This window comes from Limosilactobacillus fastidiosus (assembly GCF_014145505.1).
Taxonomy (GTDB): domain Bacteria; phylum Bacillota; class Bacilli; order Lactobacillales; family Lactobacillaceae; genus Limosilactobacillus; species Limosilactobacillus fastidiosus.
Genome location: NZ_JACIUZ010000019.1, coordinates 151,076 through 176,765, shown reverse-complemented (window position 1 = coordinate 176,765; position 25,690 = coordinate 151,076). Strand labels below are relative to the sequence as shown.

The 25,690-nt window shown below is 40.8% G+C and carries 22 protein-coding genes, 2 pseudogenes and 2 other annotated features (1 of these 26 only partly in view); of the genes and pseudogenes, 11 read left to right on the top strand and 13 right to left on the bottom strand.

Annotated features, from left to right (window positions below; translation table 11 throughout):
- Nucleotides 1-95: a binding site (T-box leader), on the bottom strand (it extends 144 nt beyond the left edge of the window).
- Between the two features lie 543 nt (nt 96-638).
- Nucleotides 639-1,775, top strand: coding sequence for a 5-methyltetrahydropteroyltriglutamate--homocysteine S-methyltransferase (locus H5R64_RS01915; RefSeq protein ID WP_182580376.1), 1,137 nt, complete (start codon nt 639-641; stop codon nt 1,773-1,775).
- Nucleotides 1,776-1,842: 67 nt separating this feature from the next.
- On the opposite strand, the gene H5R64_RS01910 is transcribed toward H5R64_RS01915, so the two are convergent.
- Nucleotides 1,843-2,079 carry a cytochrome b5 domain-containing protein gene (locus tag H5R64_RS01910; protein WP_182580378.1) on the bottom strand — a complete coding sequence of 79 codons (237 nt, stop codon included), beginning with the start codon at nt 2,077-2,079 and terminating at the stop codon, nt 1,843-1,845.
- 158 nt (nt 2,080-2,237) lie between these two features.
- Between H5R64_RS01910 and H5R64_RS01905 the strand changes: the two genes are divergently transcribed.
- Nucleotides 2,238-2,753 (top strand): hypothetical protein, encoded by a 516-nt coding sequence (locus tag H5R64_RS01905; protein WP_182580380.1) that lies wholly within the window; start codon nt 2,238-2,240, stop codon nt 2,751-2,753.
- Between the two features lie 65 nt (nt 2,754-2,818).
- Here H5R64_RS01905 and H5R64_RS01900 read toward each other — a convergent pair.
- Both H5R64_RS01900 and H5R64_RS01895 read right to left on the bottom strand, forming a co-directional pair.
- Nucleotides 2,819-3,100 (bottom strand): annotated as a pseudogene (locus H5R64_RS01900) (NAD(P)H-binding protein); the annotation flags it as partial.
- 173 nt (nt 3,101-3,273) lie between these two features.
- Nucleotides 3,274-3,579, bottom strand: a complete 306-nt coding sequence (locus H5R64_RS01895; RefSeq protein WP_182580382.1) for a winged helix-turn-helix transcriptional regulator — start codon at nt 3,577-3,579, stop codon at nt 3,274-3,276.
- 121 nt (nt 3,580-3,700) lie between these two features.
- Here H5R64_RS01895 and H5R64_RS01890 point away from each other — a divergent pair, with 121 nt between their 5' ends.
- Both H5R64_RS01890 and H5R64_RS01885 read left to right on the top strand, forming a co-directional pair.
- The gene (locus H5R64_RS01890; protein WP_182580384.1) at nt 3,701-4,303 is read left to right on the top strand and encodes a nitroreductase family protein; all 603 of its coding nucleotides are present in this window, start codon (nt 3,701-3,703) and stop codon (nt 4,301-4,303) included.
- A gap of 33 nt (nt 4,304-4,336) precedes the next feature.
- A pseudogene (locus H5R64_RS01885) lies at nt 4,337-4,808 on the top strand (winged helix-turn-helix transcriptional regulator).
- Here H5R64_RS01885 and H5R64_RS01880 read toward each other — a convergent pair.
- Nucleotides 4,796-5,647, bottom strand: a complete 852-nt coding sequence (locus tag H5R64_RS01880) for a LysR family transcriptional regulator (protein ID WP_182582627.1) — start codon at nt 5,645-5,647, stop codon at nt 4,796-4,798. The pseudogene H5R64_RS01885 and the gene H5R64_RS01880 sit on opposite strands and share 13 nt — an antisense overlap.
- A 130-nt stretch (nt 5,648-5,777) precedes the next feature.
- On the opposite strand from H5R64_RS01880, the gene H5R64_RS01875 reads away from it, so the two are divergent.
- The gene (locus tag H5R64_RS01875; RefSeq protein ID WP_182580388.1) at nt 5,778-6,830 is read left to right on the top strand and encodes an LCP family protein; all 1,053 of its coding nucleotides are present in this window, start codon (nt 5,778-5,780) and stop codon (nt 6,828-6,830) included.
- A 79-nt stretch (nt 6,831-6,909) separates the two neighbouring features.
- Here the strand turns inward: H5R64_RS01875 and H5R64_RS01870 are convergent, their stop codons facing one another.
- From H5R64_RS01870 to H5R64_RS01855, 4 genes are all read right to left on the bottom strand, one after another.
- On the bottom strand, nt 6,910-7,608 hold the full coding sequence (locus H5R64_RS01870; protein WP_182580389.1) for a dihydrofolate reductase family protein: 699 nt from the start codon (nt 7,606-7,608) through the stop codon (nt 6,910-6,912).
- Nucleotides 7,609-7,658: 50 nt separating this feature from the next.
- Complete coding sequence (locus H5R64_RS01865) at nt 7,659-8,147, bottom strand: hypothetical protein (protein WP_182580391.1); 489 nt, start codon at nt 8,145-8,147, stop codon at nt 7,659-7,661.
- A 443-nt stretch (nt 8,148-8,590) separates the two neighbouring features.
- Nucleotides 8,591-9,772, bottom strand: coding sequence for an MFS transporter (locus H5R64_RS01860; RefSeq protein WP_182580393.1), 1,182 nt, complete (start codon nt 9,770-9,772; stop codon nt 8,591-8,593).
- Between the two features lie 76 nt (nt 9,773-9,848).
- Complete coding sequence (locus H5R64_RS01855) at nt 9,849-10,679, bottom strand: N-acyl homoserine lactonase family protein (protein WP_182580395.1); 831 nt, start codon at nt 10,677-10,679, stop codon at nt 9,849-9,851.
- 113 nt (nt 10,680-10,792) lie between these two features.
- Between H5R64_RS01855 and H5R64_RS01850 the strand changes: the two genes are divergently transcribed.
- A complete protein-coding gene (locus tag H5R64_RS01850) occupies nt 10,793-11,401 on the top strand; it encodes a TetR/AcrR family transcriptional regulator (protein WP_182580397.1) in 609 nt (202 codons plus the stop codon).
- Between the two features lie 84 nt (nt 11,402-11,485).
- Here the strand turns inward: H5R64_RS01850 and H5R64_RS01845 are convergent, their stop codons facing one another.
- Complete coding sequence (locus tag H5R64_RS01845; protein WP_182580399.1) at nt 11,486-12,808, bottom strand: C1 family peptidase; 1,323 nt, start codon at nt 12,806-12,808, stop codon at nt 11,486-11,488.
- 160 nt (nt 12,809-12,968) lie between these two features.
- Here H5R64_RS01845 and H5R64_RS01840 point away from each other — a divergent pair, with 160 nt between their 5' ends.
- Together H5R64_RS01840 and H5R64_RS01835 are read left to right on the top strand one after the other, a co-directional pair.
- Nucleotides 12,969-13,649 (top strand): NAD(P)H-binding protein, encoded by a 681-nt coding sequence (locus tag H5R64_RS01840; RefSeq protein ID WP_182580401.1) that lies wholly within the window; start codon nt 12,969-12,971, stop codon nt 13,647-13,649.
- Between the two features lie 204 nt (nt 13,650-13,853).
- A complete protein-coding gene (locus tag H5R64_RS01835) occupies nt 13,854-15,035 on the top strand; it encodes an acetyl-CoA C-acetyltransferase (protein ID WP_182580403.1) in 1,182 nt (393 codons plus the stop codon).
- A 99-nt stretch (nt 15,036-15,134) separates the two neighbouring features.
- On the opposite strand, the gene H5R64_RS01830 is transcribed toward H5R64_RS01835, so the two are convergent.
- The 3 genes from H5R64_RS01830 to H5R64_RS01820 are packed head-to-tail and all read right to left on the bottom strand — an operon-like array spanning nt 15,135 to nt 20,600.
- Nucleotides 15,135-17,384 (bottom strand): DEAD/DEAH box helicase, encoded by a 2,250-nt coding sequence (locus H5R64_RS01830; RefSeq protein WP_182582624.1) that lies wholly within the window; start codon nt 17,382-17,384, stop codon nt 15,135-15,137.
- Nucleotides 17,385-17,418: 34 nt separating this feature from the next.
- The gene (locus tag H5R64_RS01825) at nt 17,419-18,750 is read right to left on the bottom strand and encodes an ATP-binding protein (RefSeq protein WP_182580406.1); all 1,332 of its coding nucleotides are present in this window, start codon (nt 18,748-18,750) and stop codon (nt 17,419-17,421) included.
- Between the two features lie 2 nt (nt 18,751-18,752).
- Nucleotides 18,753-20,600 (bottom strand): TerB N-terminal domain-containing protein, encoded by a 1,848-nt coding sequence (locus tag H5R64_RS01820; RefSeq protein WP_182582622.1) that lies wholly within the window; start codon nt 20,598-20,600, stop codon nt 18,753-18,755.
- A 225-nt stretch (nt 20,601-20,825) separates the two neighbouring features.
- Nucleotides 20,826-21,081, top strand: a binding site (T-box leader).
- 64 nt (nt 21,082-21,145) lie between these two features.
- Between H5R64_RS01820 and asnA the strand changes: the two genes are divergently transcribed.
- From asnA to H5R64_RS01805, 3 genes are all read left to right on the top strand, one after another.
- Nucleotides 21,146-22,156 carry an aspartate--ammonia ligase gene (gene asnA / locus H5R64_RS01815; RefSeq protein ID WP_182580410.1) on the top strand — a complete coding sequence of 337 codons (1,011 nt, stop codon included), beginning with the start codon at nt 21,146-21,148 and terminating at the stop codon, nt 22,154-22,156.
- Nucleotides 22,157-22,186: 30 nt separating this feature from the next.
- Nucleotides 22,187-23,485 (top strand): asparagine--tRNA ligase, encoded by a 1,299-nt coding sequence (gene asnS, locus H5R64_RS01810; protein WP_182580412.1) that lies wholly within the window; start codon nt 22,187-22,189, stop codon nt 23,483-23,485.
- 345 nt (nt 23,486-23,830) lie between these two features.
- Complete coding sequence (locus H5R64_RS01805) at nt 23,831-24,691, top strand: NAD(P)H-binding protein (RefSeq protein WP_182582620.1); 861 nt, start codon at nt 23,831-23,833, stop codon at nt 24,689-24,691.
- 51 nt (nt 24,692-24,742) lie between these two features.
- On the opposite strand, the gene rbsK is transcribed toward H5R64_RS01805, so the two are convergent.
- Nucleotides 24,743-25,663: a ribokinase gene (rbsK, locus tag H5R64_RS01800; RefSeq protein ID WP_182580556.1), complete on the bottom strand. Its 921-nt coding sequence runs from the start codon at nt 25,661-25,663 to the stop codon at nt 24,743-24,745.
- Nucleotides 25,664-25,690: the final 27 nt, after the last annotated feature.

Sequence of the window (25,690 nt, the reverse complement as noted above, 5' to 3'; positions counted from 1 at the left end):
AAGTGATTTTCATTAAGGTTTTGTTATCCCTTCTCACCAACCAGGAACTCTCTGCAAACATAAGCTTTAATTACTCTTCTTATCAACGTGTTCTATAATTTATTTTTAATTGTATTTTAATATAATTCGACTGCTAAAAATTGTCAACCATTTTTTTACAATTCATTATTTAATACATCAAGCAATTAACCAATTATTAATGACATTGTTAAACTTATTTTTCAAATAAAATAAATATTCTATTGACATTAAAATGAGAATATTCTAATATATTGACAATCAAATTTACAAATTGCTTTGAAAAGATGAGTAGTCTTAGAAAATCAGCACAGAGAGTTGCATTAGATGAGAAGCAACCTGACAGACTTAGGCGAAGATGGTCTTAGAGCTTTAAAGAACGATGAGCTAATTCTTAGTTAGTCGTTCACGATTGACGACCGATAAAACGTCTAGGTTTACTTTCGAGTGTACCTATTAAGGATCAGGTTGTGAGGCCTGGTTAAATTAGGGTGGTAACACGTTAATTCTGAATAATGAATTTAACGTCCCTAGGAGAAGTTCAACTGCTTTTTCCTAGGGACGTTTTTATTTGCTCTCATCTCCTGAACTTATCTAAACCAAGAAAGGATGAATTTAACATAACTCAATTTACAACTCGTACAACTTCACCATTCCGCTATGATATTGTCGGTAGTTTTCTCCGCCCACAAGAACTAAAAGATGCCCGGGCAAAGTTTTCTCAAGGAAAGATTAGTAAAGCTGACCTTACTGAAGTAGAAGACCACTGTATTGTCGATTTAATCCATAAGGAAGAAAAAGCCGGATTAAAAGCCGTTACTGATGGTGAATTCCGTCGAAGTTATTGGCATCTTGATTTCTTTTGGGGTCTTCAAGGTGTTCGGCACGTTAATCTTAAACATGGTTACTTCTTCCACGATGAAGAAACGCGGAATGATTCTGCTCAAGTCATTGGAAAAATTAGTGGTGAAAATCACCCATTTGTAAACTACTTCAAATTTGTCCGTGATCATATTTCACACGGAACACAAGTTAAACAAACCATTCCAGCACCTGCACAATTTCTTGAAGAGTTAATTCGTCCGGAAAACCAAGAAAGTGTTAAAGAAATTTATCCTAACCTAGCTGATCTTGACCACGACGTAGCAAAGGCCTACCACCAAGTAATCGAAGACCTTTACGCTGCTGGCTGCCGAACTTTACAACTAGACGACTGTACGTGGGGAATTTCTGTTAATAACTTCACTAACTTAAAAAAGAAGGATCCAAACGCAGATACTTCACAGCTTAAAGAATTGCAAAAGCGCTTCCTCCATGTCAACAATGAGGCAATTGAAGAGCTACCTGATGATTTAACCATCAACACCCATATTTGTCGTGGTAACTACCATTCTACTTGGGCTGCCGCTGGTGGGTACGGTCCCGTTGCTGACACCTTGTTCGCTCAAGAAAACGTTAATGCCTTTTACCTTGAATACGATTCCGAACGTGCGGGTGGTTTTGAACCATTAGCAAAGGTTCCCGATAATAAATATGTTGTTCTTGGTCTCGTTACCTCCAAGACGGGTAAACTTGAAGATCCAGAAATAATTATTAACCGCATTAATGAAGCCGCTAAATTCCATCCAATCGATCACCTTTGCTTAAGTCCCCAATGTGGCTTTGCATCAACTGAAGAGGGAAATATCCTAACCGAGGAACAACAGTGGGCAAAGATTAATCTCGTTAAGGAGATCGCCAGACAAGTCTGGGGGTAACTTTAATGCCAAATGAATACCTCCCCTAAAAAAGTCCTAGAGGATAATTAACCTTCTAGGACTTTTGCTATACTAACTTACCAACAACCGGTAATCCTTTCAATACCTTATCACCGTGTGGAGACTTGTTATAAAGCACATCGGTTAAATCTTTTCCAGCAACATTACCATGGTGCTTGCCATTCTTCCAGGCATCCTTACCAGAAATATCATAAATTGTACCCGAAATAGCAACATATGTTGGTTGAGCATTCTCACCATTAAACTTAGCTAATTCTTTATGAGTAAATGTTTTTTCTGCCATTTTAGTTAGCCTCCTTAACTTAGGTTATTTTTATACCAAATCTTACATTATCCCTTCATCAGGAACCAGTTTTTTACTTTAAAATTGGGCAATTCTATAACACCTTTAAATAAATTTAAGCTGTTATAATGAAGATAACTATTCAAAGGAGGTTCACTATGAAGAAGCATTTATTGTCAATCATTATCGCTGCCATGACGCTTTTTATTACTTTAACGATCACGGACAAAACTGCTCAAGCAATGACTCAAAAGTCATTAAATAATCATGTCTACCTCGTTACCTTTATCAATTCAAATGGTTACACAACCGCCCACCAGTATGTCTTCTTCACAACTAATGGCAAGTCAGCATACGTTAACGTTACCGATACCGATCAATCGGGTAAGCCAGTAGTTAATAAGGATTCCACCAAGGAAGAGAAGGCTGCTCCAAGAACTATTAATCGTTACCTTATTGATCGCAAATACCTTAATAAAGTTACCAGCAAGAAATACTACAAGATTAAAGGGAATAAAGTTATAATCAACAATGGTCTAATTACCAAAAAATCTACCGGAAAGATTGAAAAGGGCGGTAAAATTGAGAAATTTACCGCTAACTTCTCAAATGGTACCCAAAAATATGATCGGGTCCTTTTTCAGATGGCCCAGCGAGATTACCAATACCGATAATGAATCCCAACCAAAGTAAAAGCACCAATGGGGCTGTGATATTAGTCCCATTGGTGCTTATTTCATTAATACCAGCTTGGCTTGTCACCATCAGCATTTGGCTTACCACCGAAGTCTTTGCGGGCATATGGGGCAGGATCATCAATGATCTTAGCAACAAAATTACCAATCGACTTCCGTGAAACTTCTGTCCCCTTGAATGCTTCACCACGTTCCGTTGTTTCATAATCAACTTCATCCTTATTCGTTAACCAAGCGGGACGAATAATAGTATAGTCAAGATCAGAAATGACATCAGCCGCTCTCCGGTAAGTTCCAAGCTAGCTATCCTTTTGACCACCACCAAGTTCAGCTTGTTTTGTCATTTTATCTTCCTCCCAATCGCTAATTCACCTTTAATTATAATTAGTAATCGGCTTATTAAAAGTAAGCGTTTTCTCGTAAGATAGTTCCCCTAAAGTAACATTCACTTTATTATCAAGCAGAAGATAACCTAACAATTTTTAGCAAATTGGCCAAATTAGTGTTTTCCCCACTCCTGCATCCCCTCAACTACCGTCCGTAAATCTTTTCCGCGTTCAGTTAGTGAGTATTCTGTTTTCGGCGGGGTAACCGGATAAACCTTTTTTGTAATCAGACCATCTTGTTCCAATTCTTTCAATTGTAAAGCCAGCATCCGCCGCGAACAGTCAGGGATAAACCTTTGTAATTCACTGAATCGACAAACGGGATGTTTTAAGAGCATATAAATAATAACGCTCTTCCACTTTCCCGATATTTGCTTCAACGTCTTTTCAATTGAGCATTGGCTAGTTTGGTTTGTCATTAACACCATTCCCTTCGCTCTAGTAGGTGAAAAAATTTTCCCTTCTTGTATCCTAATCAGTATTTGATTACTATTAGTAAGTAAAATCTTAAAGAATAAATTATCATAAGGAGGAATTATTATGCAATCAAAATTCAACGAAACCAGTGCTAAGCGTCGTTCAATCTATGCCCTTGGTGACAACATTACTATATCCCCAGACGAAATTTTCGACCTAGTTAAAACTACGGTTCGTAATTCACCAAGTGCCTTTAATAGTCAAACTGTTCGTGCAGTCGTCCTCTTCGGTAAGAATTCCGATAAGGTCTGGGACATCGTTGAAGAGACTCTCCAGAATATTGTTAAGGATCCCACTGCTTTTCAGAAGACCAAGGACAAGATCGCAACGTTCCGCGCTGGTTACGGGACAATTCTTTTTCTTACTGACACCAAAATTGTTCACCAATTAGAGGAACAATTCCCAAGTTATGCTGATAACTTTAAGGATTGGTCAGAACAGGCCCTTGGGGGTGCTCAACAAGCCGTTTGGACCGCCCTTGCAGAATATAATATTGGTGCTAGTCTGCAACACTATAATCCACTGATTGACGAAGCTATTCACCAAGCATTCGATCTTCCCGAAACATGGAAACTTCGTGCTGAAATGCCATTTGGTTCAATCGAGGCCCCTGCCGGTGAAAAAGACTACCTTGATGACGAAGCCGTTTTCAAACTAATTAAATAGTTCACCAACCCCTCTTCTCTCTTTCATAATATAATGAAAGTACTGAAGAGAGGTCTTTTTTTGACCAAAATGTTTAATACTGGCGCCGATTACGCGTTTTCCATCATTGGCGGTAAATGGAAGCCGGTGATCCTTTGCCTACTAGCTAACCTCCCCCGACGGACCGAAGAACTAGTCAGGCAGCTTGGAACATCTCACAAGGTTCTTAGCGATCAACTTTGCGAACCTAGTGATGCGGAAATTGTGGCCCGAAAAAGCTTTAACACCATTCCACCACACGTTGAGTACCGATTAACCCCCGAAGGAGAGGACCTCTACGCTGCCATCCGTTACCTTAACAATTGGGGTGATCAACAGGTTGCGCCCAATCCGAATATTAAAATTATGTGTATCAATAAGATGAAAAAAGTTCGGTAAAAAATGTTTCTGTGTTGTTGGCAAAAAGTACCTCCATCATTTAAAACAAGAAAGCAGCAGAAATAGTCTCCGTATTCATAATGCCTGAATAAATTTATCAACGATTGGCTTTACTGGCTGGTCCTTTCGCCACACCACCATTGTTTGAGTATTCCATTGCGAATAATTGACCAACCGTAACTGCTGATCCGAAAAAACTTGGCCGATCGATTGTGGAACAAGAGCAACCCCCATCCCTTGATCAGCCCAGTGAATTGCTGTCCGAGCATCATCACACTTGACCGCATAAAATGGTCGTAACCCATTTTGGGCAAAGCTTTCGTTAAACATCGATTCAAACCGCCGATAAAGGATCAACGGTTGCTGGCTAATTTCCTTTAAATTTAATTCGCCTTTTGGTAAGGCAAAGTACTGCGGGTTAGCGACCGCAACCATCCTGTCTTTGCCAATCTGTTTAGTGGCTAATCCCTGCATATTAAACGGTGCCCGAACAATTGCTAGATCAAGCAGGTTGTTATTAAGCTTATTGATTAAGGAGAACGTATTTGCATCCGTAATTTGAATATTGACCTCTGGATAGTACTGGGTAAACTGTCGAACCTTAGGATTAGGAATAATATTTCCTGCTGATGAAATAATTCCTAGACGAATACTCCCCATCGTCCCTTTATCTTCACGTTTTAGTTCCTCTTCTGCGTTCGTTGCTAAGCTAACAATCTGTTGGGCATAGCGGTAAAAACTTTTGCCTGCATTGGTTAACTCCAAGCCATACGGTTTACGTGTAAACAGATTAGTACCGACTTCCTTTTCTAGTTGTTTAATTTGATATGATAATGGTGGTTGGGTGGTATACAATAACTTAGCTGCAGCTGTTATCTGATGTTCTTGGGCGACTACGAGGAAACTACGAAGCTGCTTAATATTCATAATTATTCTTCTCCCATATACAATTTTTATATATTCAATATTTTAAATTAGTATTTTATTTGTCACAAGATCACCGTTAGAATTTTAAACTAGATATTTTAAAAACTACAGAGAGGGATGAGAACTAATTATGAAAGAGTATAAGCCGAAGCATGGGGTACCGAAGCCTAAAAGCCATTTACTTCGGTGGCTCGCAGTTATTATTTGCTTAGGAATTATCGTGACAGCTTTTCACGAGTTTCGAATCTGGAAAACATCAACGGATCAAGCTGTTGTCGGTAATAAAAAGGCCCTTCCTCAAAAACTAAAAGATAAACACCCATTCAGTATCCTAGTAATGGGGACCGACGTTGGTTCGCTTGGCCGGGGAACTTCCTATGCCGGGAATACTGATACGATGGAGTTAATCACCGTTAACCCCCAACAGAAGAAAATTTTAATGGTCGCCATTCCACGGGATATCCTGGTTAAGATTAATGCTAAGCAGGGTACCAAATATGCTAAGATCAATGCCGCTTATGCAATTGGTGGGGCAAAACTAGCCAAAAAGCAAGTATCAGAATTACTCGACGTCCCGGTTGACTACTATGCTTTGTTAAATATGGGAACCTTAAAGAAGGTTGTTAATGCCGTTGGTGGGGTTGATGTTAATAACCCATTTGCCTTTACTTATGAAGGTCACCACTTCAAGAAGGGAAAGCAACACCTTAACGGAAATGAAGCATTAAAGTATTCCCGGATGCGCTATGATGATCCAAATAATGATTACGGTCGGCAAAAGCGAGGTCAACAAATCCTTAGTTCAGCAATTGACTCGTTTAAGCAACACGGCTCAATTTCCGCTGCTAACAAAATTATCCTTGCGACTAAGGATGGGATCCGGACTGACATGCCAATTAATAACATTGTTTCTTTATACCTTAACTACCACAAGGCAATGGATAATACTGAACGGACCCATCTACAAGGAAAGGATGCAATCATCGAAGGGACCAGTTTCCAGATTGCAACCCCAAAGGAAATGAACAAAACTTCTAAAGTTATTCGCTCGTCCCTTGACCTCGATTCCACCACGGTTGATAATAACGAAACCGCAATGTACCACCAGCAAACACACTGGAATGGTTATAATAAACTTGGATTTAGACTTCCAAATAATGCTCGGTATAACGTTTTTGAATAAAAGTAAAAGACTATAAATAGAAAGAAGCTGAAAAAAGTGATTTTCCAGCCTCTTTCTGTTTTTTTATTTTGGATACTCTTTAATCCCGATCGAACATCAGGTGCATTCCCCCGTCACCTAATTTCTTCATTTGAATAATGTGAAATCGTTGATCAACGAAGGAACCAAGTGTATCAAACGTCCCCTTCTTTTCTCGATCGCCAGAAATATATGGAGCCACAACTAGTGAAATTTGGTCTACCAGGCCTGCTTTAAGGAAGGCTCCATTAATCAGTGCCCCACCACCGAGGACCATTGTTTTAATGCCAAAGTACTTTCGTAATTTGACGAGTGATTCTGCAAAATCAATTTCTTGCTCACCACACACTAAGTACGGGATTTCCATTGATTGGAGAAAAGCAAGGTAACTCTTTGGTGCCTGCTTTGTAACAACTTCAATCGCCCGATTCTTTCTTCCGGCATACGGGAAATAATTTCTTTCCCAGCCAGCTCGTCCACGCTGGTCGTAACTAACATCCCAGGTTTCTGACTGAATCCCATCTGGCACCCAATCTTGATATTCAATTTGCTGCCCATCGTATTTACTCAAATCTGGGTGGCCCTTGGCTGCATACATCACAATGGTATTACTGCCGTTTGCGTTCGCACTCCCTAACTTAAATAATTGATCATCATAGTAATCACCCGAAATTTTATCTCCCGGACGACCATCCCACTCACCATCAATTTTGCCGTCAATTGACGTATACATATGAATAATTACTTTTGCCCGTTCCACTTCAATCACTCCTTTACCACCAGTCTACCCCTTTTGGTGGAAAAATGATTTTAACGCCACTTTTTGGTGTGCAAGTGTTTAATAAATAATACCTGGCGAGCAATTGGTTGAGCAAGTAAACCTTCAATTGCTAAAGCAATACCAAAATTACGAGGCCAATTGTTAAAATAGGTATAAAAAGGTGCTAGCGATACTTGACGTTGACCGATCCAAGTCCCAACAATCGTCATTAATGCTGAAACGATAACCACATGGCATAAAATATCAACAGTAATTTGGGCTCTAAAACTGTCATTTTGATTAACTAAATGATCTTTTAAAACTGTAGCAGGCTTTTGTGCAAGAAAAACGATAATGACTACGGCTACCCACATTAAAGGAATAATAGTAAGAGTCATTAAATAGTTATGAACGCTGAAACCAGTTTCTAACATTGAAATTAGAGGCGCAATAATATTAACAGAAATAATAGAAACGATCCCCATAAAAAGAATAGTCTCATAACCATCACGTGGTAATCGCATATAGAATTCTTTCATAAATTTCTCTCCTTAAATAAAAAAAGTTCAGCAAGACTCTTGAATGAGTTTTGCTGAACCGTTATACGCTAAAACTTTACGTTGGTATAATAACAAATACATTTTTTTAGTGTCAAGAAAATTTCTACTTTATCTCCACAACCCAAGGTTGAAAATAACAAAGACTTTTATACGAACTCTTCGTTTTGCTTTCAGATCACTTGGTCAAACTTCCTTTACTAACACTCGTTAACGAATTGCCACAAGTTAAAAGTACCAACTAACGGTGACAAATGATGCAAATAGTGAATTTAAATCGAGTTTTAATACTACTAAAGAACTAACGACGGATTTTATCCTCACTCAAACTAATTATTTACCGTGCAACATCAATCTCCTGTACCAATTATAGATAGTATATTTAAGAAAAAAATTACTGGGTCTTTACAGAGGCCAAGTAATTTTTAATGATTACCAACCGCACTATTTAATTTTTGCCGATTAAAGAGGTAAATTATGATAATTAGCGGGATGATTATCAGCATTACGGGATAGAACCACTTTACGGGCATTGTACTATCAATGATTCCACCAAGGATTGGTCCTAAAGTCATCCCAATATCAAGTCCCAAGAAGAAAGTTGAACTAGCTAACCCTCGTTCACTTTCCGGCGCCAACATCATTGCGGTAGATTGACAAACCGAGTAAATCAGGCCATAACCAAATGCCATCCCCGCAGCAGCGAGCGCCATTTCAATATTCGTCCTCATAACGGCAAGCATAATCAGGTAAAAGACGGTCGCAACTGTACTCGTGATTAACCATGGCCCAAAGCGAACAGTATCAAACTGGTTCCGTAAAAATAGCCGAATAGCTAAAAGGACAATCGCATAAATCAGAAAATATGAACCCACAGCAATTGGTAAATGCCGCTGTTCCGTATAAGCAACAATATCCGCCTGCGTGACAAAATACGGGATGGCGAATAATGCAGTTAATGCAGCAACCGGTAATGAATCACGTTGGATAATTTTCAAGTGAAATTTCTTTTTCTTTTCACTTTGCGGTTGAACTTTTGGCTGTGCACGATTACCCACAAATTGAACCGTCACGACAACCATTAACGCTGCTAATGCGGAAATAATGATCGCTGCCCGATAACCAATTATCCGGTACAAGTTAATGGAGACAGCCGGGGCAAACGCCATCGCTAACGCATTCATTAGACCGTAAAAACTCATCGCTTCACCAACGTGGTTCAACGGAACTAAGTAAGAAAGCCAGGTTGTCATACAAACGGTACACAGCACATAACCAAGACCGTTAATTAACCGAAAAAAAAGGAGAAGGCCACTATTGGGTGTGATCACATAGCCCATGACTCCCACAAAACATAGCAAACCACCAATGAATGCCAAACGGTACTTTGAATAGTGGTCCGTCATATTTCCGGCAATTGGACGAAGGAACATTGCGACAATGCTCATCATCCCCACAATAATCCCAGCAAACGCACTTGAAGCCCCTAATTCTTGGGCGTAACCATTAATTAACGGGTTACAGTACATATTGCTAAAAATAAAGAAGAACGACGCTGCCATTACAAGGACAACATCTTTAGTGAAAATTGATTCTTTTTTCGCCATTCAGCTTCGGCCTCTTTCTGATGATTTAGTATTCATTATAGACTAATCATAAAGATTTGAAACCAAGGTATGTTCATTATAGGGTAATAATTCCCGGTTTCACTTCCGGGTCGTGGTTGGCAAGCGTTGCAATATTATTGCTTTCTTGAGATTTTCTCTTAACCCAGTTAAGTGAGTTAGCTGCTTCCTGGCGATTAATTACTACTCCTGGCGTTAAGCCTTCCTTCCACGACTTAGCAGCATAACCAACATCTGCAGCTAATAGCATGTATTGACTGGTATTATAACTTTGAATAATGGTTGCCGATAAACCTACACTATGTCCTGGTACCCATACCTCTCTGATCGAACCGTCACCGAAGAGGTCAAATGATCGTTGATGGGGACCTTCACCCGTTTCCTGATAAGCAAATGTTCCCATTTTCACTCCCTTCCATTCATGCGGAAGATAATGAAAATGATCAGTCCTGCCGGCGTGCCATTCCTCCTCACTTACTAATATTTGTTTAGCATCTTTTACTAATCGCAACCCATCAGCATGGTCGCAATGAAGGTGACTCATCAAGACATAATCAATATCTGAAGTCTGATATCCTAACTTAGCTAATTGACAATCAATCGTTTCACTAGCTCGAAGATCGGCCTTATTAACTGGATATTGAAATGAAAGATTTCTAATCTGACCCCACTTTGTTTGGTTTACTTTATTCCACCCCGTATCAATAAGAATTAGTCCCTTGGGATGCTCTATTAAGTAAGCAGATACAGGGACACTGATCAAGTCGCTTTTGGGCCGAAGAAATCCCGTCCACGCTAATGGGCGATCCGTTGAATGATGAAAAGGGAGGGCCTTATCCACAATTACTTTTCCGGTATGAATGACATGAACCTTAATTTGATTACTCATTATTATCTCTCCCCTGTTAATCTTTATTGTCATTCTATCCACTGATATAATAGTATCAAATTATCATTTTTACTCATTATGTGTAATAAGATCGATTAATCAGGGAGGTACTAATGAAACAAGATTTTCGAGTAGTAAAGACTACAAGACGAATTCAAATGGCTTTAATCAAAATGCTTCTTCATAAACCATTTGAAAAAGTTACAGTCACTGATTTAATTAAAATTGCTAAAATTAGTCGTCGGAGCTTCTATGTTCACTACACTGATAAATATGATTTACTAACAAAAATGGAACAACAGATTATTCAAGAGATCCATTCGTCATTGGCAGAAGATCATCAACAACTCAAACCCGTAACTAGCTTTAAGGATCCCCAATTATTTAAGAATACGGAAGCAACTTTTCAGCGAATCCTTAGCGTGATTAATCAGCACCGTCAAAGTCTTGCCGTTCTTTTATCTAAAAATGGCGACTACCAATTTAAAAGCAAGATCTACAAATTAATCACAAACGAAATTAGCCACCGTTTATCCGACTATGGCGCCGAAATTAATACAGGAATCCCATCTGACTATGCTCAAGCAATTTTCGTTGGAAGTCTTATGGACCTAATGACTATCTGGATTCAAAAGAAAAACCCTGAACCTATTTCTCAATTTTCAGCACTTCTCACTAAGAGTCGGATGATTGCACCCTTAGAATTACTCAAATTCAATTAGTCTTTTTACTAAAAACAGCCGAGCAAAACTAAAATTTGCTCAGCTGTTTTTTCAATTTAATACTTTTCTTCTGGTTTTCCCTTATTACTGCAATGAATCCCATGCTGGTAACGTTACTGGTTCACTATCAGCAAGCTTCTTTAAGTCGTCACTTAAATACTTCTTATTGATCACTGCTTCATAGGTGTATTGTTCGAACCAGTCTTGGGTCATAACAAAGTACCCATTATCACCATTATCCTTGCCCCAACTGTTTTCAATCTTCCACCGAGTAGGTTCACCATTTTGAAGATCAAAACCAGTGAGCGTCATTGCGTGAGAAACCATGGCTTGCTTTGATTCAAGCCGATCCTTCTTGTCCATGACAAAATCAACGTCTAACAATTGGGCCCGTTGGAACAACTTGGCGTCCATTAAGCCACGCTTCCGGTCCATTTGTTGGAGAACATCGTTTCCAACCCAAACAGTTTCCCCGGCCTTCAATTGCTTCATTGCGGTTTCTTGGAGGTACTTGAATGGAACGTTAACGAACTTAATTGGAATTCCACCAGCAACGCTATCTTGAGTTGGCATTGCGTAAACCCTATTATATTCATGATCTGGCGCATTCGTAATGACAACATAATCATTCAGGTTTGTGTCAAAGTATTCCCGATAGAACTTCAATGGTGTTAGGCCGAGAACCTGGTGAAATTTCTTATCGTCGTCACGGAATTCAAGGTCAAATTTTGTTGGTGGTTCACCAAATGAGTAGGCCGCAACCTTGTAAACATCAGCCATCATCCGTTGTTGGGCTTCGGCTAATTCTTTTTCGTCCGCGCCATCATTAACCATGTGCCGTAATTCCAATGCGTCCTTGCGCATAAGGTAGTTCATGACTTCAGCTACGTCACTGGTATCACGAGTGTTATGAGTGTCTGGCATTACATATTCCGGAACAACACCATACTTTTCAATGATTGAAGCTGCGTTTGCCCATTGACCACCGTCATTCAAAGCAAAGCTCAAATAAAAGTCAACCGTCCGGTCATGGAGCGGCTTCTTAGCGGTTGCAATGATTTTTTGGAAGTACATGTTTGCCCGTTCGATCCGGTCCCAGAAGAATAAGTAGTTTTGGGAAAGTTCGAAGTCCTTAAAATTATACTTTTTTGCAAACTTATGCCGCATCGTATTCAAGGTTGCAAATGACCAGCAACGACCACTGTGCCGTTGGTTACTTGGTTTTCCAGTTTTAATTTCATAGGAAAATGCCCGATGAAGACGTTGACTAGCTGTTGGATCTTCACTGGCATTCTTAATCCCGTTTTTTTGAACCGCCCGCGCAATTACTTCCGCATCTTTCCGGTCATGAAAGATCTTTTGATACTTTTTAACCATTTTTGTGGTTAAATATTTTTCTTCTGTCACAATAATCCCTTCTTCTATTAATTCTACGGTAACTATCACCTCTTAATCATAACTCACTTCTTCGTTGGTCGTCTATTAATTACCTTAGGAAGTGTTATCGCTTTCTTGAATTTAATTTAACGGTTAAAATTATACTAATGATAAAAAAGGAGGAATTATAATGAGTAAAGTATTTGTTGTCGGTGGCTCTGGCCGAGTCGCAACAGACCTAATTAAGGACCTCATTGAAAATGGTAACGAAGTAGTTGCGGGCTCACGCAACCCAGAAAAAATTATCAAACTAGATGGTGTTTCAGCAGTCAAGCTTGATCTTCACGCTGAAATGGAAGAAATTGCTAGGATCATGGATGGTTGCGATGTGGTTTATTTCGTTGCTGGTTCTCGAGGCAAAGATCTCCTCCAAACAGATGCATTTGGTGCCGTTAAAACAATGATGGCTGCCGAACGTGATGGCATTAAACGTTACATTATGTTGAGCTCAATGTACGCTCTTCAGCCACAAATGTGGTCAAAGTATAAGGCCCTCGCCGATATCACCGACTACAACATTGCTAAGTTCTTTGCAGATAACTACCTTATCCATAATACAAAGTTAGCCTACACCATTGTTCAACCAGCATCCCTTACGGAAGAACCAGGTACTGGAATGGTTACATTTGGTGACGGTAAGGATACCACTAACCCAATTTCTGACGTTGCAAAGGTTCTTGCTGATACCCTCAAGTACAAGGAGACTATTGGTCACATCATTATGATGCGTTCCGGTAAGACCCCAATCGACGACGCATTAAGTAACGTCGGCGATCCAGTTGCCTATAATAATGCTGGTTTAACGGACTAAAAATAATAAAGTCAAATTTAACTTCTCAAGAGACTGAGAATTTTATCAATTTCTCAGCCTCTTTGATTTTTAAATCATTTAGATAGATAATTCTTGAAAAACGTCAAGAAGAAGTATAAGGATAAAGTCAAAACTAAAAGCTTGCGAGTTTACCTTTTCCCCGCTAAACTAGTACAGTAATTTTATTTTGGGGAGAAATGATTGATGGAAAAAGTATTTATTGTTGCGGCCCAACGGACACCAATCGGTAAGTTCTTTGGGACCCTTTCATCAAAGTCTGCAATTGAACTTGGTGCGGCGGTAATCAAAGACGCGATTGAAAAAGCTACTATTCCAACAGATAAGGTTGATCAAGTATTAATGGGAAACGTCCTTCAGGCTGGTGCTGGGCAAAACCCTGCTCGCCAATCTGCAATGGCTGCCGGATTAGATCAATCAATCCCAGCCATTACAATCAATGACGTCTGCGGATCAGGTCTATCCAGTATTACCCTTGGAGTTTCATTAATCCAGTCCCAACAGGCACAAGTCATTGTTGCTGGGGGAATGGAAAGTATGTCCAGGGCTCCATACGTCCTCTTAAACGCTCGTCAAGGATACAAATTCGGTAACGGTGAATTAGTTGATACGATGCAAAACGATGCCCTCAAGGATGCTTGGGGTGGTTATGCAATGGGGATTACAGCCGAAAATGTTAATGAACGTTACCAAATCGCTCGTTACCAGCAGGATAAATTTGCCCTTCGGAGTCACCAAAAAGCAATTCAAGCTCAACAGGACCATGCTTTTGATGACGAAATAACTCCAGTTAACGTCACAGTCCACCACCAAGACACCGAAATTGATACCGACGAAGCCCCACGAGCAAATACGTCACTCACAGCCCTTCAAGGATTAAAACCAGCCTTTAAAAAGGATGGTTCCGTTACCGCCGGAAATGCTTCTGGACTCAACGATGGTGCAGCAGCTGTGGTTCTTGCTAGCGAATCGGCTGTTAAAAAATACCATCTTACCCCACTCGTCGAATGGCAGGCTTCCTCCACTGTAGGTCTTGATCCGGCAGTTATGGGATTAGGACCGTATTATGCAATTAGCAAATTATTTAACCAAACTGGCCTTGATAAGGATGCAATTGACGTTTACGAGCTAAACGAAGCATTTGCTGGTCAGTCAATTGCCTGTGAACAATTACTGAAGCTCGATGACAATAAGGTCAATCCTCGCGGTGGTGCAATCGCCCTTGGTCATCCAGTCGGCTGCTCAGGAGCACGGATCGTTGTGACCCTCGTTCATGAAATGCAAGATCTAGGAAAGCAACGGGGTGTTGCCTCCCTCTGCGTCGGTGGTGGAATGGGTGTTGCCGCATTGATGCACCTTCCTGAATAACAGATACTTTAGCTCAAAGATTCTATGAAATAAACTTTGAGGACTTTCACATATAACAAAATAGGCTTTCAAGATCGACATCAAGTCGATCCTGAAAGCCTATTTACGATCTTTATTATATTGCCGCACTAGTCGCCGGACACAGCGGCGCATTTCTTTAATATCAAGAACACCCTGAGCAAATCCCTTTCTGATCAATTCGTCCGGAATATACTGATCATACTTATCGAATACAGGAACCTCATTTTCAAATACAAGATCGACCGGATCGAAGTCCTTTGCCGCTTCTTCTTTTATGATTTGGTAGAACTCTTCCTCGCTGGCATCCATGGAAAATTCCATGTAATAAGGACGAACTGAATTAAAGCCACGAAGTCCCAATCGTTGGGCACACTTTAACCGAAGAAGTCGTTCAAGAGCAAGGAACGAATACGTTCCAGTCCAAGGGAAGAAGCACCACATTTTACCGCCAAGATTAATCAGTGACTTCTTTAGCATTCCAGCAGCACGAGCTGTTTCTCGTGCTTCTCGCAACCGAGCCGAAGCGTTCACCATTAGGTAAGGGTACTTTTTATCTTCAACAAGGACCTGCTGCATTCGTTCAAGGATCCGCGGGTGAATATCTCCTGCAACATCCCCAAAGTATGCGGGAATCCGGCCCTTCACCTCATGACAATATACCTGGTGGCGTTGACGATCAATATCTTCAACTACCCAGACACGACCCGCAATTGCAATTTTATCACCAACCGGTGGTGGCTTAACAATGGTACCTAACTCTTCGGATCCCGAATGCACACTAAACTCTTCGTTTTCTTGGAAAACCGCATAAAACTTAAAGTTATTAACAACCCGTTCTCCAGATAAGCCAATGATCAAACCGCCATTTTCAGTTTGTTGAATATGATCAATTTCGATAAGGTGGCGGAGTAGGATCCGGTAATCATCCTGGTTAATATTATGGAAATATGACAACGTGAGGATCCGGGAGGCCAATTCAGCTGGAGTCATTTCACCACTTGAGGCAAGGGTACTCATCGTCTGGTGATATAACAAGCTATAAGGCAGACGACCCGTCCGTGGCGGCTCCACAAACCGTTCTTCAAGGTACAATTGCACCAAGGCAATTCCTTGAATTAATGGCCACGGGATTAATTCCGGTAGCATTGCACGGGACTCGGGGTGTTCTTCACGCATGACAAACCACATCTCTGGCGGATCACCGCGCCGACCCGTTCGTCCCATCCGCTGCAAGAATCCAGAAACTGTAAATGGCGCATCAATTTGAAATGCTCGCTCTAAGCGCCCAATATCAATTCCTAATTCCAAAGTTGCGGTTGCGCAAGTCGTCATTAATGAATTATCGTCTCTCATCGCTTCTTCAGCAGTCTGCCGAAATGCCGTTGAAAGATTTCCGTGGTGGATCATGAAGCGATCTGGTTCGTGGTTGGCCTCGCAGTAGGCCCGTAAAGACTGACAAACTGCCTCACACTCTTCACGACTATTAGTAAAAACTAGGCACTTCTTCCCCCGGGTGTGTTCAAAAACATATGCTAATCCTGGATCAGCCATGGTTGGCGCTTTATCCGTTGCCTTATCCAGGACTGGCTGGGCATCTCGTTCTTGGGCATCATCTCCGGCCTGAATAGGATCCTTATAAAAGTGCTCCATCGAGAGCCGCCAAACTTCATGGGTATCAGCAATTTTCGGGATTACCGTTCCTTTACCTGTCCCAGCAGCGAGTAACTGACCCGCCGCTTTGGGATCACCAATTGTCGCTGAAAGACCGATTCGTCGCGGGTGGCACCCGGCTAATTTGGCTAACCGCTCAATCAAACAGAAAGTCTGGCCACCACGATCACCACGAAGCATTGAGTGAATTTCATCAATTACGATGAAGCGCAGATCACCAAAAAGACGGGGAATATCCATATGTTTATTGATCATCAAGGATTCTAGTGATTCTGGAGTAATCTGGAGGACTCCAGACGGATGGCGAAGTAATTTACGCTTTTGTGACTGGGCAACATCCCCATGCCAGCGCCAAACCGGTATTCCTGGTTCACGACAAAGTTCGTTTAACCGCTGGTATTGATCATTGATTAATGCCTTTAGCGGTGCAATATATAGGCAGCCAACAGAAGCTGGTGGTTCTTCGCTCATCATGGTTAGGATCGGAAAAAAGGCAGCCTCTGTTTTCCCAGAAGCAGTCGGTGCGGAGAGTAAGACATTTTGGTCACCATTAAAAATCACTTCACCAGCAGCCTGTTGAATTGCCCGTAAGCTCCGCCAACCTTGATTATAGATATAATCCTGGATAAACGGTGCGTAGCGTGAAAAGACATCCATTAAAGTTCACCTCCCCTTTATAAACTATCTAGTCCTATATTCTAAATTCCGCGAAATTTTCGTCAGTATCGTTAGAAACAGCTGTAGATTGGTTATAGTTAAATTTATCGGATTCGAGCAACGATTTGACGTTAGTTTGTGGGTTTTGCCAAAGGATATCAAGCAACTCAATAAAATCCCGAATTACTTCCCGGGGAGTAATATTGGTACTTGCTCCAATCCGGCCATACTCAATTTTGATGAAAGTTGCCAGATCATCTTCAGTAATCGTCCGCTCATACCCATATAAGTTAGCGTGCATGTCAGCCAATTTTTCGGTCAACACCAGCATTTCTTCAGCCGTTAATGCTTCAAGCCTAATCACTGGGGCATACATATCACGCGCACCATCCTGGGCAAACTTTCCTTCGGCTAATCGTGAGCGTAAAGCCTCATAGCTGTATACACCCCGACGACGATCTTCGATTGCTTGCGGTGTCCCACACATAATGATGCCAAGGTACTTGGCTTTCCCTTGAAGAGTATCGTTATACATTGTCAGGATTTTTTCATAGTTATATTGCCGACTAATACTGTTAGGAATTTTATAAATGTTAACCAGCTCGTCAATCATGATCATCATCCCCTGGTAACCAGCCTGACGGAAGAATGACGCAAACAGCTTCAAGTACTCGTACCAGTCATCATCGGTAATAATGATGTTAACCCCTAGTTCCTTTTTGGCATCAGTTTTCCGGTCATACTCACCCCGAAACCACTTCGTTACCTTTGCTTTAGTCTCTTGATCATCATTTACGTAGGCTTGGTAATACATGTTTAAAAGCTTGGCAAAGTCAAAGCCGTGAACTAACTCGTTTAGTGACGTTATTACCTTGTAAATCTCCCGATCAACAGCAGCGGAAAACTTAGGATCATCTGGAGAAATTTCTTGTTCACTGGCCACCTTAGCCTGAACTGAGCTGATCCACCGATCTAACACTAAATTCAACGCACCACCTTCAGGACGAGTTTTCGTTGAAAGGTTTTGGATTAATTCACGGTATGTTGCAAGTCCTTGACCGTTGTTACCGTGAAGGCGCCTTTCGGGAGAAAGATCACCATCGACCACGATAAATCTCTTGTCCATCACATAGTTACGCATGGTTTGAAGTAAAAAACTCTTTCCGGAACCGTACCGACCAACAATAAAGCGGAAAGAAGCACCCCCTTCTGAAATAATATCGACATCGTGAAGGAGGGCCATAATTTCTTCTTTTCGCCCTACCGTAATATAGGGAAGCCCGATTCTGGGAACAACCCCACCCTTAAGTGAATTTAAAATCGTTTGTGCAATTCGTTTAGGTACTCGTTTGCGTTTTTCTGGCATTCCTAATCCTCCTTGATTATTTCTTCAACCTCGTCACGGTAATCGTCAATGATTTGCGGCTGATCCTGATCATTAAATTCAATTGCTGTATCACCAAGCTCATCAAATAGTTTGTCGTTAATTTCATCAACAACAATGTTAACCATTAAGTGGTGTTCTTTAAAGTACGGTTGCCAGTCTTCATTCGCCAATAACTTTGTCAGAAGGTACATCGCATTTTTCGACAAACCAAGCTCATTCTTTAAGGCTTGTTGCTCCTCTTTTATTGGTACCGGTTGTAGTTTAATCTTACTAGCTTCCTCTTCTTGTTCAGCCTGTCGTTCTTCATTGGTTAAGAGACTTTCTCGAGTTACCGAAGCATCTTTTCGAATCTTTTCTAGATCTCCCAGGTTAATTTTTATTTTTGGTCGCCGCTCCTCGGCAATTTGCTGGCGAGCTTCAATAATCGCTGGTTTTATCTCTGCAAGAATCTTTTCACTAATTGGCCGTGGCTTTAGTTGGCGACCAATATGAAAGGTCTGGCGAATGAGGCGGTCAATTTCATGTAGCAGGCTACCGATTTTCTGCTTCCGCCGTTTTGCGGGAAGGTAATACTGATAACTCCATTTGCCGTTTCGGTAAGAGTAACTACATTGATCGTCTACCTGACACGTAAATGTCTGGCTAACTTTTTGATCATAAAAAACCGCGTTGGCAAATGGTCGCTGGGTCATTTCTCCCTGCCAACCAAGATAGTTTTTTACAATATCTTCATCGGTTAGTGAACAGAGTCGTTGCCAAACAATTTTAATGATTCGGGCAAGTAACTCAGGATCACGCTTAACCAGTGGACAATTAGCTAATTGATAAGATGAGATTGTGCTTAGGCAAGTCATTACCTTTTCTGCTGGTATTTCTTCAGGATCAATTAAGTTATTGTAAATAGAATCTTCCTTTAGCTGTTCCGTAAACTGCTCTGCAATCTTCCCCGATCCTAATTGGTAATAAACAACATAATCACGGAGCCACTGAGCTAAGTATTCGACCATCTTCTTGTCCATTAGCTTAGCGTAACCTTTTTTAAACGCTATTAATTTTTTGTAACCTTCTAGCGATGATGAAACCCCAATTTGATTAATTAATTCATAAAGGTAGACGTAAACAAAGGAGGTTGGGGCTTTCGGATAATTACCAGAACGAAGCTTGGTTCGCCAGGTGAAGTAACCACGAAGTTGAGCAGTTGTCATGTCATGATAAACGGGAAAATAATGTTGAAATTCACCCTGGTAGTCGTAGTCATCTTGGTAATCCGCAACGCTCATTCCCTGAACATAAAAGTTCTTTGCCCTCCCGATGAGTGGTGGCAGAGTATAGTCATAGAGGGAATTCATTTTCAAAATTTCTTTCGGGATCCGACGTGGCTTAGCGAACGGGATAGGCCGCCGAGAAAAGGAAAGTGGTTGATCATGGTAGGCAGCTTCTCGGTCAACCGGCGGAACGTAAATTAACTTTTCAGGACGTGTCGGTGCTTCCGCTTCCTTTAAGGATTTTTGGAAAGCCTGCTCAAGTGCCCGATTTACTTTTTCTTTAGGCGTGTTCTCATCAATCGTTACTCCGACCCAACCTGGTTTCTTCATCCGCTTTGCTGGTGAAAAAATTGGCATTAAATCGTGATCGTCCACGAAGTCTTCTCCATAATGAATCTCTAAATAAGCACAATCAGAATTACCTTGTGGTTGAATTAGGAGGGCAAACCACCTTCCAGAAACTGGCGACGAAAAAACACAGGCATTCCACCGACTTGCCAGTCGGTAGTTTGGCTGGATCCCGAATTGTTGTTGGATATAACGAATAATATCGTTCTGATTCATGGTTCTCCTCCTTTCATGAACGTTTGTTCGGCTAGTTTCTATTATATTACGATCCTGACAATAAGCTCAATTGCTTTTTTCCATGACTTAAACTATTACTTTGTGTTACAGTCAAACCCATGTTTTTTTATTTTAGAGATTATTGTTAATTTAATAAAATTCACAAAAAACTTTTTAAAAAGTGGTTGCAATTTTTAAAAATTCAATTAGAATACAGTTATAATTTCAAATGCGATGAAAAAGACGAGTAAATAATTTTCAGTCTAACAGTGAGTCGGTGATAGTGTGAGACCGATAGCACCTGGATTATTGAAAAACCCTTTTTCCATGCTGCTAACCCAAATAACCTCGTTTAAAGTAGGCTTAGTCGTCACCGGTACGTTATCTCGCCGGAAGAGTATTCTTGTACTCGATAAGATGGTCTAAAATTATTTTAGACAATTTGGGTGGTACCGCGGAACAAAAGCCTTTCGTCCCTTAGATGTTGGGGATGAAAGGCTTTTTTATTTATCTCCGATTCTAAACATATTAAGGAGTTGCTAATTATGAACTTAATTATTCCAAAGGACTACGATCCAAAATTGTCTATTCGCGAAACCGAAGCTGCCATCCGCTACATTCGGGAAACCTTCCAAGACGAATTTGGTAAGCAACTAAACCTGCAACGAATGTCAGCACCAATGTTCGTTGAAAAGAGTACCGGGTTAAACGATAACTTGAACGGGATTGAAAAGCCAGTTTCATTTGAATTGAAGGACATGCCTAATGAAACAACTGAAATTGTCCATTCCCTTGCTAAGTGGAAACGAATGGCATTAAAGAAGTACGGATTTGGTTTCCATGAAGGTCTTTATACCAATATGAACGCCATTCGAAAAGACGAAGATTTGGATAACTTCCACTCAATCTACGTTGACCAATGGGATTGGGAAAAAGTGATTAGCAAAGAAGAACGGACTGAAGAAACCCTTAGGGATACGGTTCGCCAAATCTTTAAGGTAATCAAACACATGGAAGATGAAGTTTGGTATAAGTACCCTCAAGCGGTTTACCACTTACCAGACGATATTCACTTCGTTACAACCCAAGAGCTTGAAGATCGTTGGCCAGACCTTACACCAATGGAACGTGAGGACAAGATCGCTAAGGAAATGGGCGCAGTCTTTGTAATGAAAATTGGTGATAAACTAAAGCGGTCCGGTAAACCGCACGACGGTCGGGCCCCTGACTATGATGACTGGAGTCTTAACGGTGACATTATTTTCTGGTACGAACCCCTTCAAAAGAAGCTCGAAATTTCTAGTATGGGGATCCGTGTTAGCCCAGAATCAATGAAGTATCAACTGGAACAAGCCGGTGCAACTGATCGGGAAAAATTACCATTCCATAAGATGTTGCTCAACGGTGAATTACCATATACAATTGGTGGAGGAATTGGTCAATCTCGGCTATGCATGCTTCTCCTTGGTAAGGCCCATGTTGGGGAAGTCCAAGCAAGTATCTGGCCAGACGAGATGTTGGAAAAGTGTCAAGCAGCACACATTCAAATTCTATAAAAATAACTGATTAAGGGAGAGTTAAACACAGTGGAAACAATTAAGATTAGTGAAGCTCCTCAACATGTTGGGGAAACCGTTAAGATTGGTGTTTGGTTAACTGACAAGCGGTCCAGCGGGAAGATCGCTTTCTTACAATTACGTGACGGAACTGGTTTTTTCCAAGGAATTATCCGCAAAAATGATGTTCCCGAAGAAAAGTTTGATATGGCAAAGCACGATTTGCACCAAGAAACTAGTTTTGTAGTAACTGGTGAAATCGCTGAAGATAAGCGGTCCAAGTTTGGCTACGAAATCCATATTAAAGACTTTGAAATCGTTGGCGAAAGTGAAGATTACCCAATCGGTAACAAGGAACACGGGATTGACTTCTTACTTGATCACCGCCACTTATGGTTGCGTTCCCGTAAGCCTTGGGCATTAATGCGGATCCGGAGTCGGGTAAAGTTAGCGACAATGGAATTCTTTGATAAGCATGGTTTTGTTCAATTTGATGCTCCAGAATTAACTGCCAGTGCTCCAGAAGGTACTACCGAATTATTCGATGTTAAGTACTTTGATGAAGATGCTTACCTATCTCAATCAGGTCAGCTTTATGGTGAAGCTGGTGCCATGGCATTAAATCGGATTTACACAATGGGGCCAACTTTCCGGGCTGAAAAGTCAAAGACCCGTCGTCACATGACTGAATTCTGGATGATCGAACCAGAAATGGCTTGGATGCACCAAGATGAAAGTTTGAAGATTCAAGAACAATACGTTGCTTACCTTGTGCAAGACTTAATTGACCACTGTGCAACCGAACTTGAAATGGTTGGTCGATCCGTTGAAAGCTTAAAGCCATTTACTGAATTACCATATCCACGAATTACCTACAAAAAGGCTATCGAAATGCTGCAAGAAGGCGGCTTCGATTCCAAGTACGGTGATGACTTTGGTTCACCAGAAGAAACTTACCTAGCTGATCAATTTAACAAGCCTGTCTTCATCATGAACTACCCACGGGCAATCAAGGCCTTCTACATGCCTACTGATCCTGAAGATGATCGTCAAGTTATCTGTGCTGACTTGTTAGCTCCAGAAGGTTATGGTGAAATCATTGGTGGTTCTGAACGTTCATACGACTACGAATACATCACTAACAAACTGGAAGAGAATGGTTTAAGCAAAAAGGACTACGGTTGGTACGATGATCTCCGAAAGTACGGTTCTGTTCCTCACTCTGGATTTGGGATGGGACTTGAACGATTCCTTTCATGGATTACTCTTCAAGATCACATTCGCCAAAACATTCCGTTCCCACGGATGCTTAATCGTTTGCGTCCATAAAATATCTAAAAAGAGAGTGAAGTACATAACAGAAGTTGTTAAAGACCTATGTTTGTACTCCACTCTTTTTTGAATTAATTGATTTAGGTAATCGTTACAGATATTACGTTACAGATATTAAAGGTATCTTTCTTGATAGGACATGGGACCAATAACTTTTCAAAAGATTTATATATTAGTGAAAGCCACGAGAGATCCGGTTCACCCATGGCGATGACTAATTAAAACTAATACGATTAATAAATTAACCTCTAATTTTCAAAAATGAAAATTAGAGGTTTTTACATTGAATATATGTAACTTTTAAAGTTACAATATTATTCAGATAAGGAAAGGATGATGGAAATGAAATACTTAATTACTGGTGCTACTGGTCATCTTGGTCGTTACGTCACCAAGGAGCTCAGCAAACTAACTTTAACTCATAACATCCGTTTAGGGGTGCACACTCCTGCTAAGGCAATAGATTTGAAAGTTGCTGGCTACGAGATAGCCTCAATTAACTACGCAAATATCACAATGATGACTCAGGCTTTTAAGGGTGTTGATGCTTTAATTTACATTCCAAGTCTCACTTACAAGGTCCAAGAACGAATCAACGAATTTGAAAACACCCTTACTGCAGTTAAAAAAGCCGGTGTCTCAACGATTATTGACGTCAGTTTCATCGCTGACCAAGCTAATAATCCCTTTCAGATGGCTAGTTACTATGCATATCTTCCTGCGCGACTTGCCAGCTCTGGTCTTCAATATGCAGTAATTAAAAATGCCCTCTATGCCGATCCGTTAGTTCCCTATCTTCCAGAACTAATTAAACGACAAAATATCATCTATCCAGTTGGTGATCAGGCAATGAGCTTTATTAGCCGTAAAGACAGTGCAGAAGCGATCGCTAATGTTGCTGTAAGACCATATTTTCATGATCATGGACAGAATTATCTCTTAACCATGAAGCAAAATTATAATATGGTTGAACTCAGCAGGATTATGTCCGCTATTACTGGTAATCACATTGGTTACAGCCCTGTAACGTTAAAGGAATTTGCAGACATATACCGGACAGAAGGTGATGGTGACGAATTAGCCTCAATGTACCATGCAGCTGCAATGGGATTAATGGATGAAGTCACTAATGATTTTCAACATCTTACTGGTCACGAACCACAGAATATGAAAGACTTTCTTATTGCTAATTACCAATGTTAAATCTGATCTATGATCCTAAAAACCGGTGTAAAAAAGTCACCACCGGTTCTGCTACTCTTTCAACGCTGTCCTAACTTCATCAGCAAGGGGAATTGATGGCATTGCACCCATTCCCTGAACTGTCAAGCTCGAAGCCCGTTGTGCATATGTTAATGCAACTTCGAGGTTCCTAAGATCTGTATCCAATTGTGAAACCAACGCACCTATAAAGGTATCACCAGCTGCTGTAGTATCAACCGCTTTAACTTTAAATGCAGGAATTAACCCCTGCTCATTTTCTGTAGTATAAAAAGCACCCCGTTCACCCAATGTAATAATTATGTTTTCTACACCGTTTCTCTTAAAAAATTCCGCATTTTGTAGCAGTGACTCTTCATCATTCACTGCGATCCCACTTAGCAGCTCACTTTCAGTTTCGTTTGGAACAATAACGTCAGTATAGTCTAACAGTTCTGGAATTAATTCGTTAGCTGGAGCTGGATTAAGGATTGTTATAACGCCCTGTTGCTTTGCTAATTTAAAAGCAGCTAACGTTACTTCTTGTGGCGTTTCTAATTGAGCAACAATAAACTTAGCTTTACTTAGTCGTTGTGGTAAATCATCTAAGTTATCTTTCGTCATGGCTTGGTTAGCCCCACCATATACCATGATATCGTTTTGACCATTTTCATCGACCGTAATCACTGCACTTCCCGTTCCATTATCCGGATCAACAGCAATTCCACTTGTATCAATATCATTTTCTGCCAACGTTTTAATCATTTCTTGACCGTCATTATCCGCACCAACTGCACCGATAAAAGATACCCTAGCACCGGAGCGGGCTGCCGCAACTGCTTGATTTGCTCCCTTACCCCCTGGAGCATAACTCTTCTGTTTTACAGAAATTGTTTCTCCCGGTTGCGGAAAACGAGCAACTTGATAAATCGAATCAACGTTGATACTTCCAAGGACTATTACCTGATTCACTATTCTTCCACTTCTTTCCCGATTAATGTT

Bases quoted from the DNA above. Each gene is read 5' to 3' on its own strand.
- H5R64_RS01910 (WP_182580378.1), bottom strand. From the start codon at position 2,079: ATGGCAGAAAAAACATTTACTCATAAAGAATTAGCTAAGTTTAATGGT.
- H5R64_RS01905 (WP_182580380.1), top strand. From the start codon at position 2,238: ATGAAGAAGCATTTATTGTCAATCATTATCGCTGCCATGACGCTTTTT.
- H5R64_RS01895 (WP_182580382.1), bottom strand. From the start codon at position 3,579: ATGACAAACCAAACTAGCCAATGCTCAATTGAAAAGACGTTGAAGCAA.
- H5R64_RS01890 (WP_182580384.1), top strand. From the start codon at position 3,701: ATGCAATCAAAATTCAACGAAACCAGTGCTAAGCGTCGTTCAATCTAT.
- H5R64_RS01880 (WP_182582627.1), bottom strand. From the start codon at position 5,647: ATGAATATTAAGCAGCTTCGTAGTTTCCTCGTAGTCGCCCAAGAACAT.
- H5R64_RS01875 (WP_182580388.1), top strand. From the start codon at position 5,778: ATGAAAGAGTATAAGCCGAAGCATGGGGTACCGAAGCCTAAAAGCCAT.
- H5R64_RS01865 (WP_182580391.1), bottom strand. From the start codon at position 8,147: ATGAAAGAATTCTATATGCGATTACCACGTGATGGTTATGAGACTATT.
- H5R64_RS01860 (WP_182580393.1), bottom strand. From the start codon at position 9,772: ATGGCGAAAAAAGAATCAATTTTCACTAAAGATGTTGTCCTTGTAATG.
- H5R64_RS01855 (WP_182580395.1), bottom strand. From the start codon at position 10,679: ATGAGTAATCAAATTAAGGTTCATGTCATTCATACCGGAAAAGTAATT.
- H5R64_RS01850 (WP_182580397.1), top strand. From the start codon at position 10,793: ATGAAACAAGATTTTCGAGTAGTAAAGACTACAAGACGAATTCAAATG.
- H5R64_RS01840 (WP_182580401.1), top strand. From the start codon at position 12,969: ATGAGTAAAGTATTTGTTGTCGGTGGCTCTGGCCGAGTCGCAACAGAC.
- H5R64_RS01835 (WP_182580403.1), top strand. From the start codon at position 13,854: ATGGAAAAAGTATTTATTGTTGCGGCCCAACGGACACCAATCGGTAAG.
- H5R64_RS01830 (WP_182582624.1), bottom strand. From the start codon at position 17,384: ATGGATGTCTTTTCACGCTACGCACCGTTTATCCAGGATTATATCTAT.
- H5R64_RS01825 (WP_182580406.1), bottom strand. From the start codon at position 18,750: ATGCCAGAAAAACGCAAACGAGTACCTAAACGAATTGCACAAACGATT.
- H5R64_RS01820 (WP_182582622.1), bottom strand. From the start codon at position 20,600: ATGAATCAGAACGATATTATTCGTTATATCCAACAACAATTCGGGATC.
- asnA (WP_182580410.1), top strand. From the start codon at position 21,146: ATGAACTTAATTATTCCAAAGGACTACGATCCAAAATTGTCTATTCGC.
- H5R64_RS01805 (WP_182582620.1), top strand. From the start codon at position 23,831: ATGAAATACTTAATTACTGGTGCTACTGGTCATCTTGGTCGTTACGTC.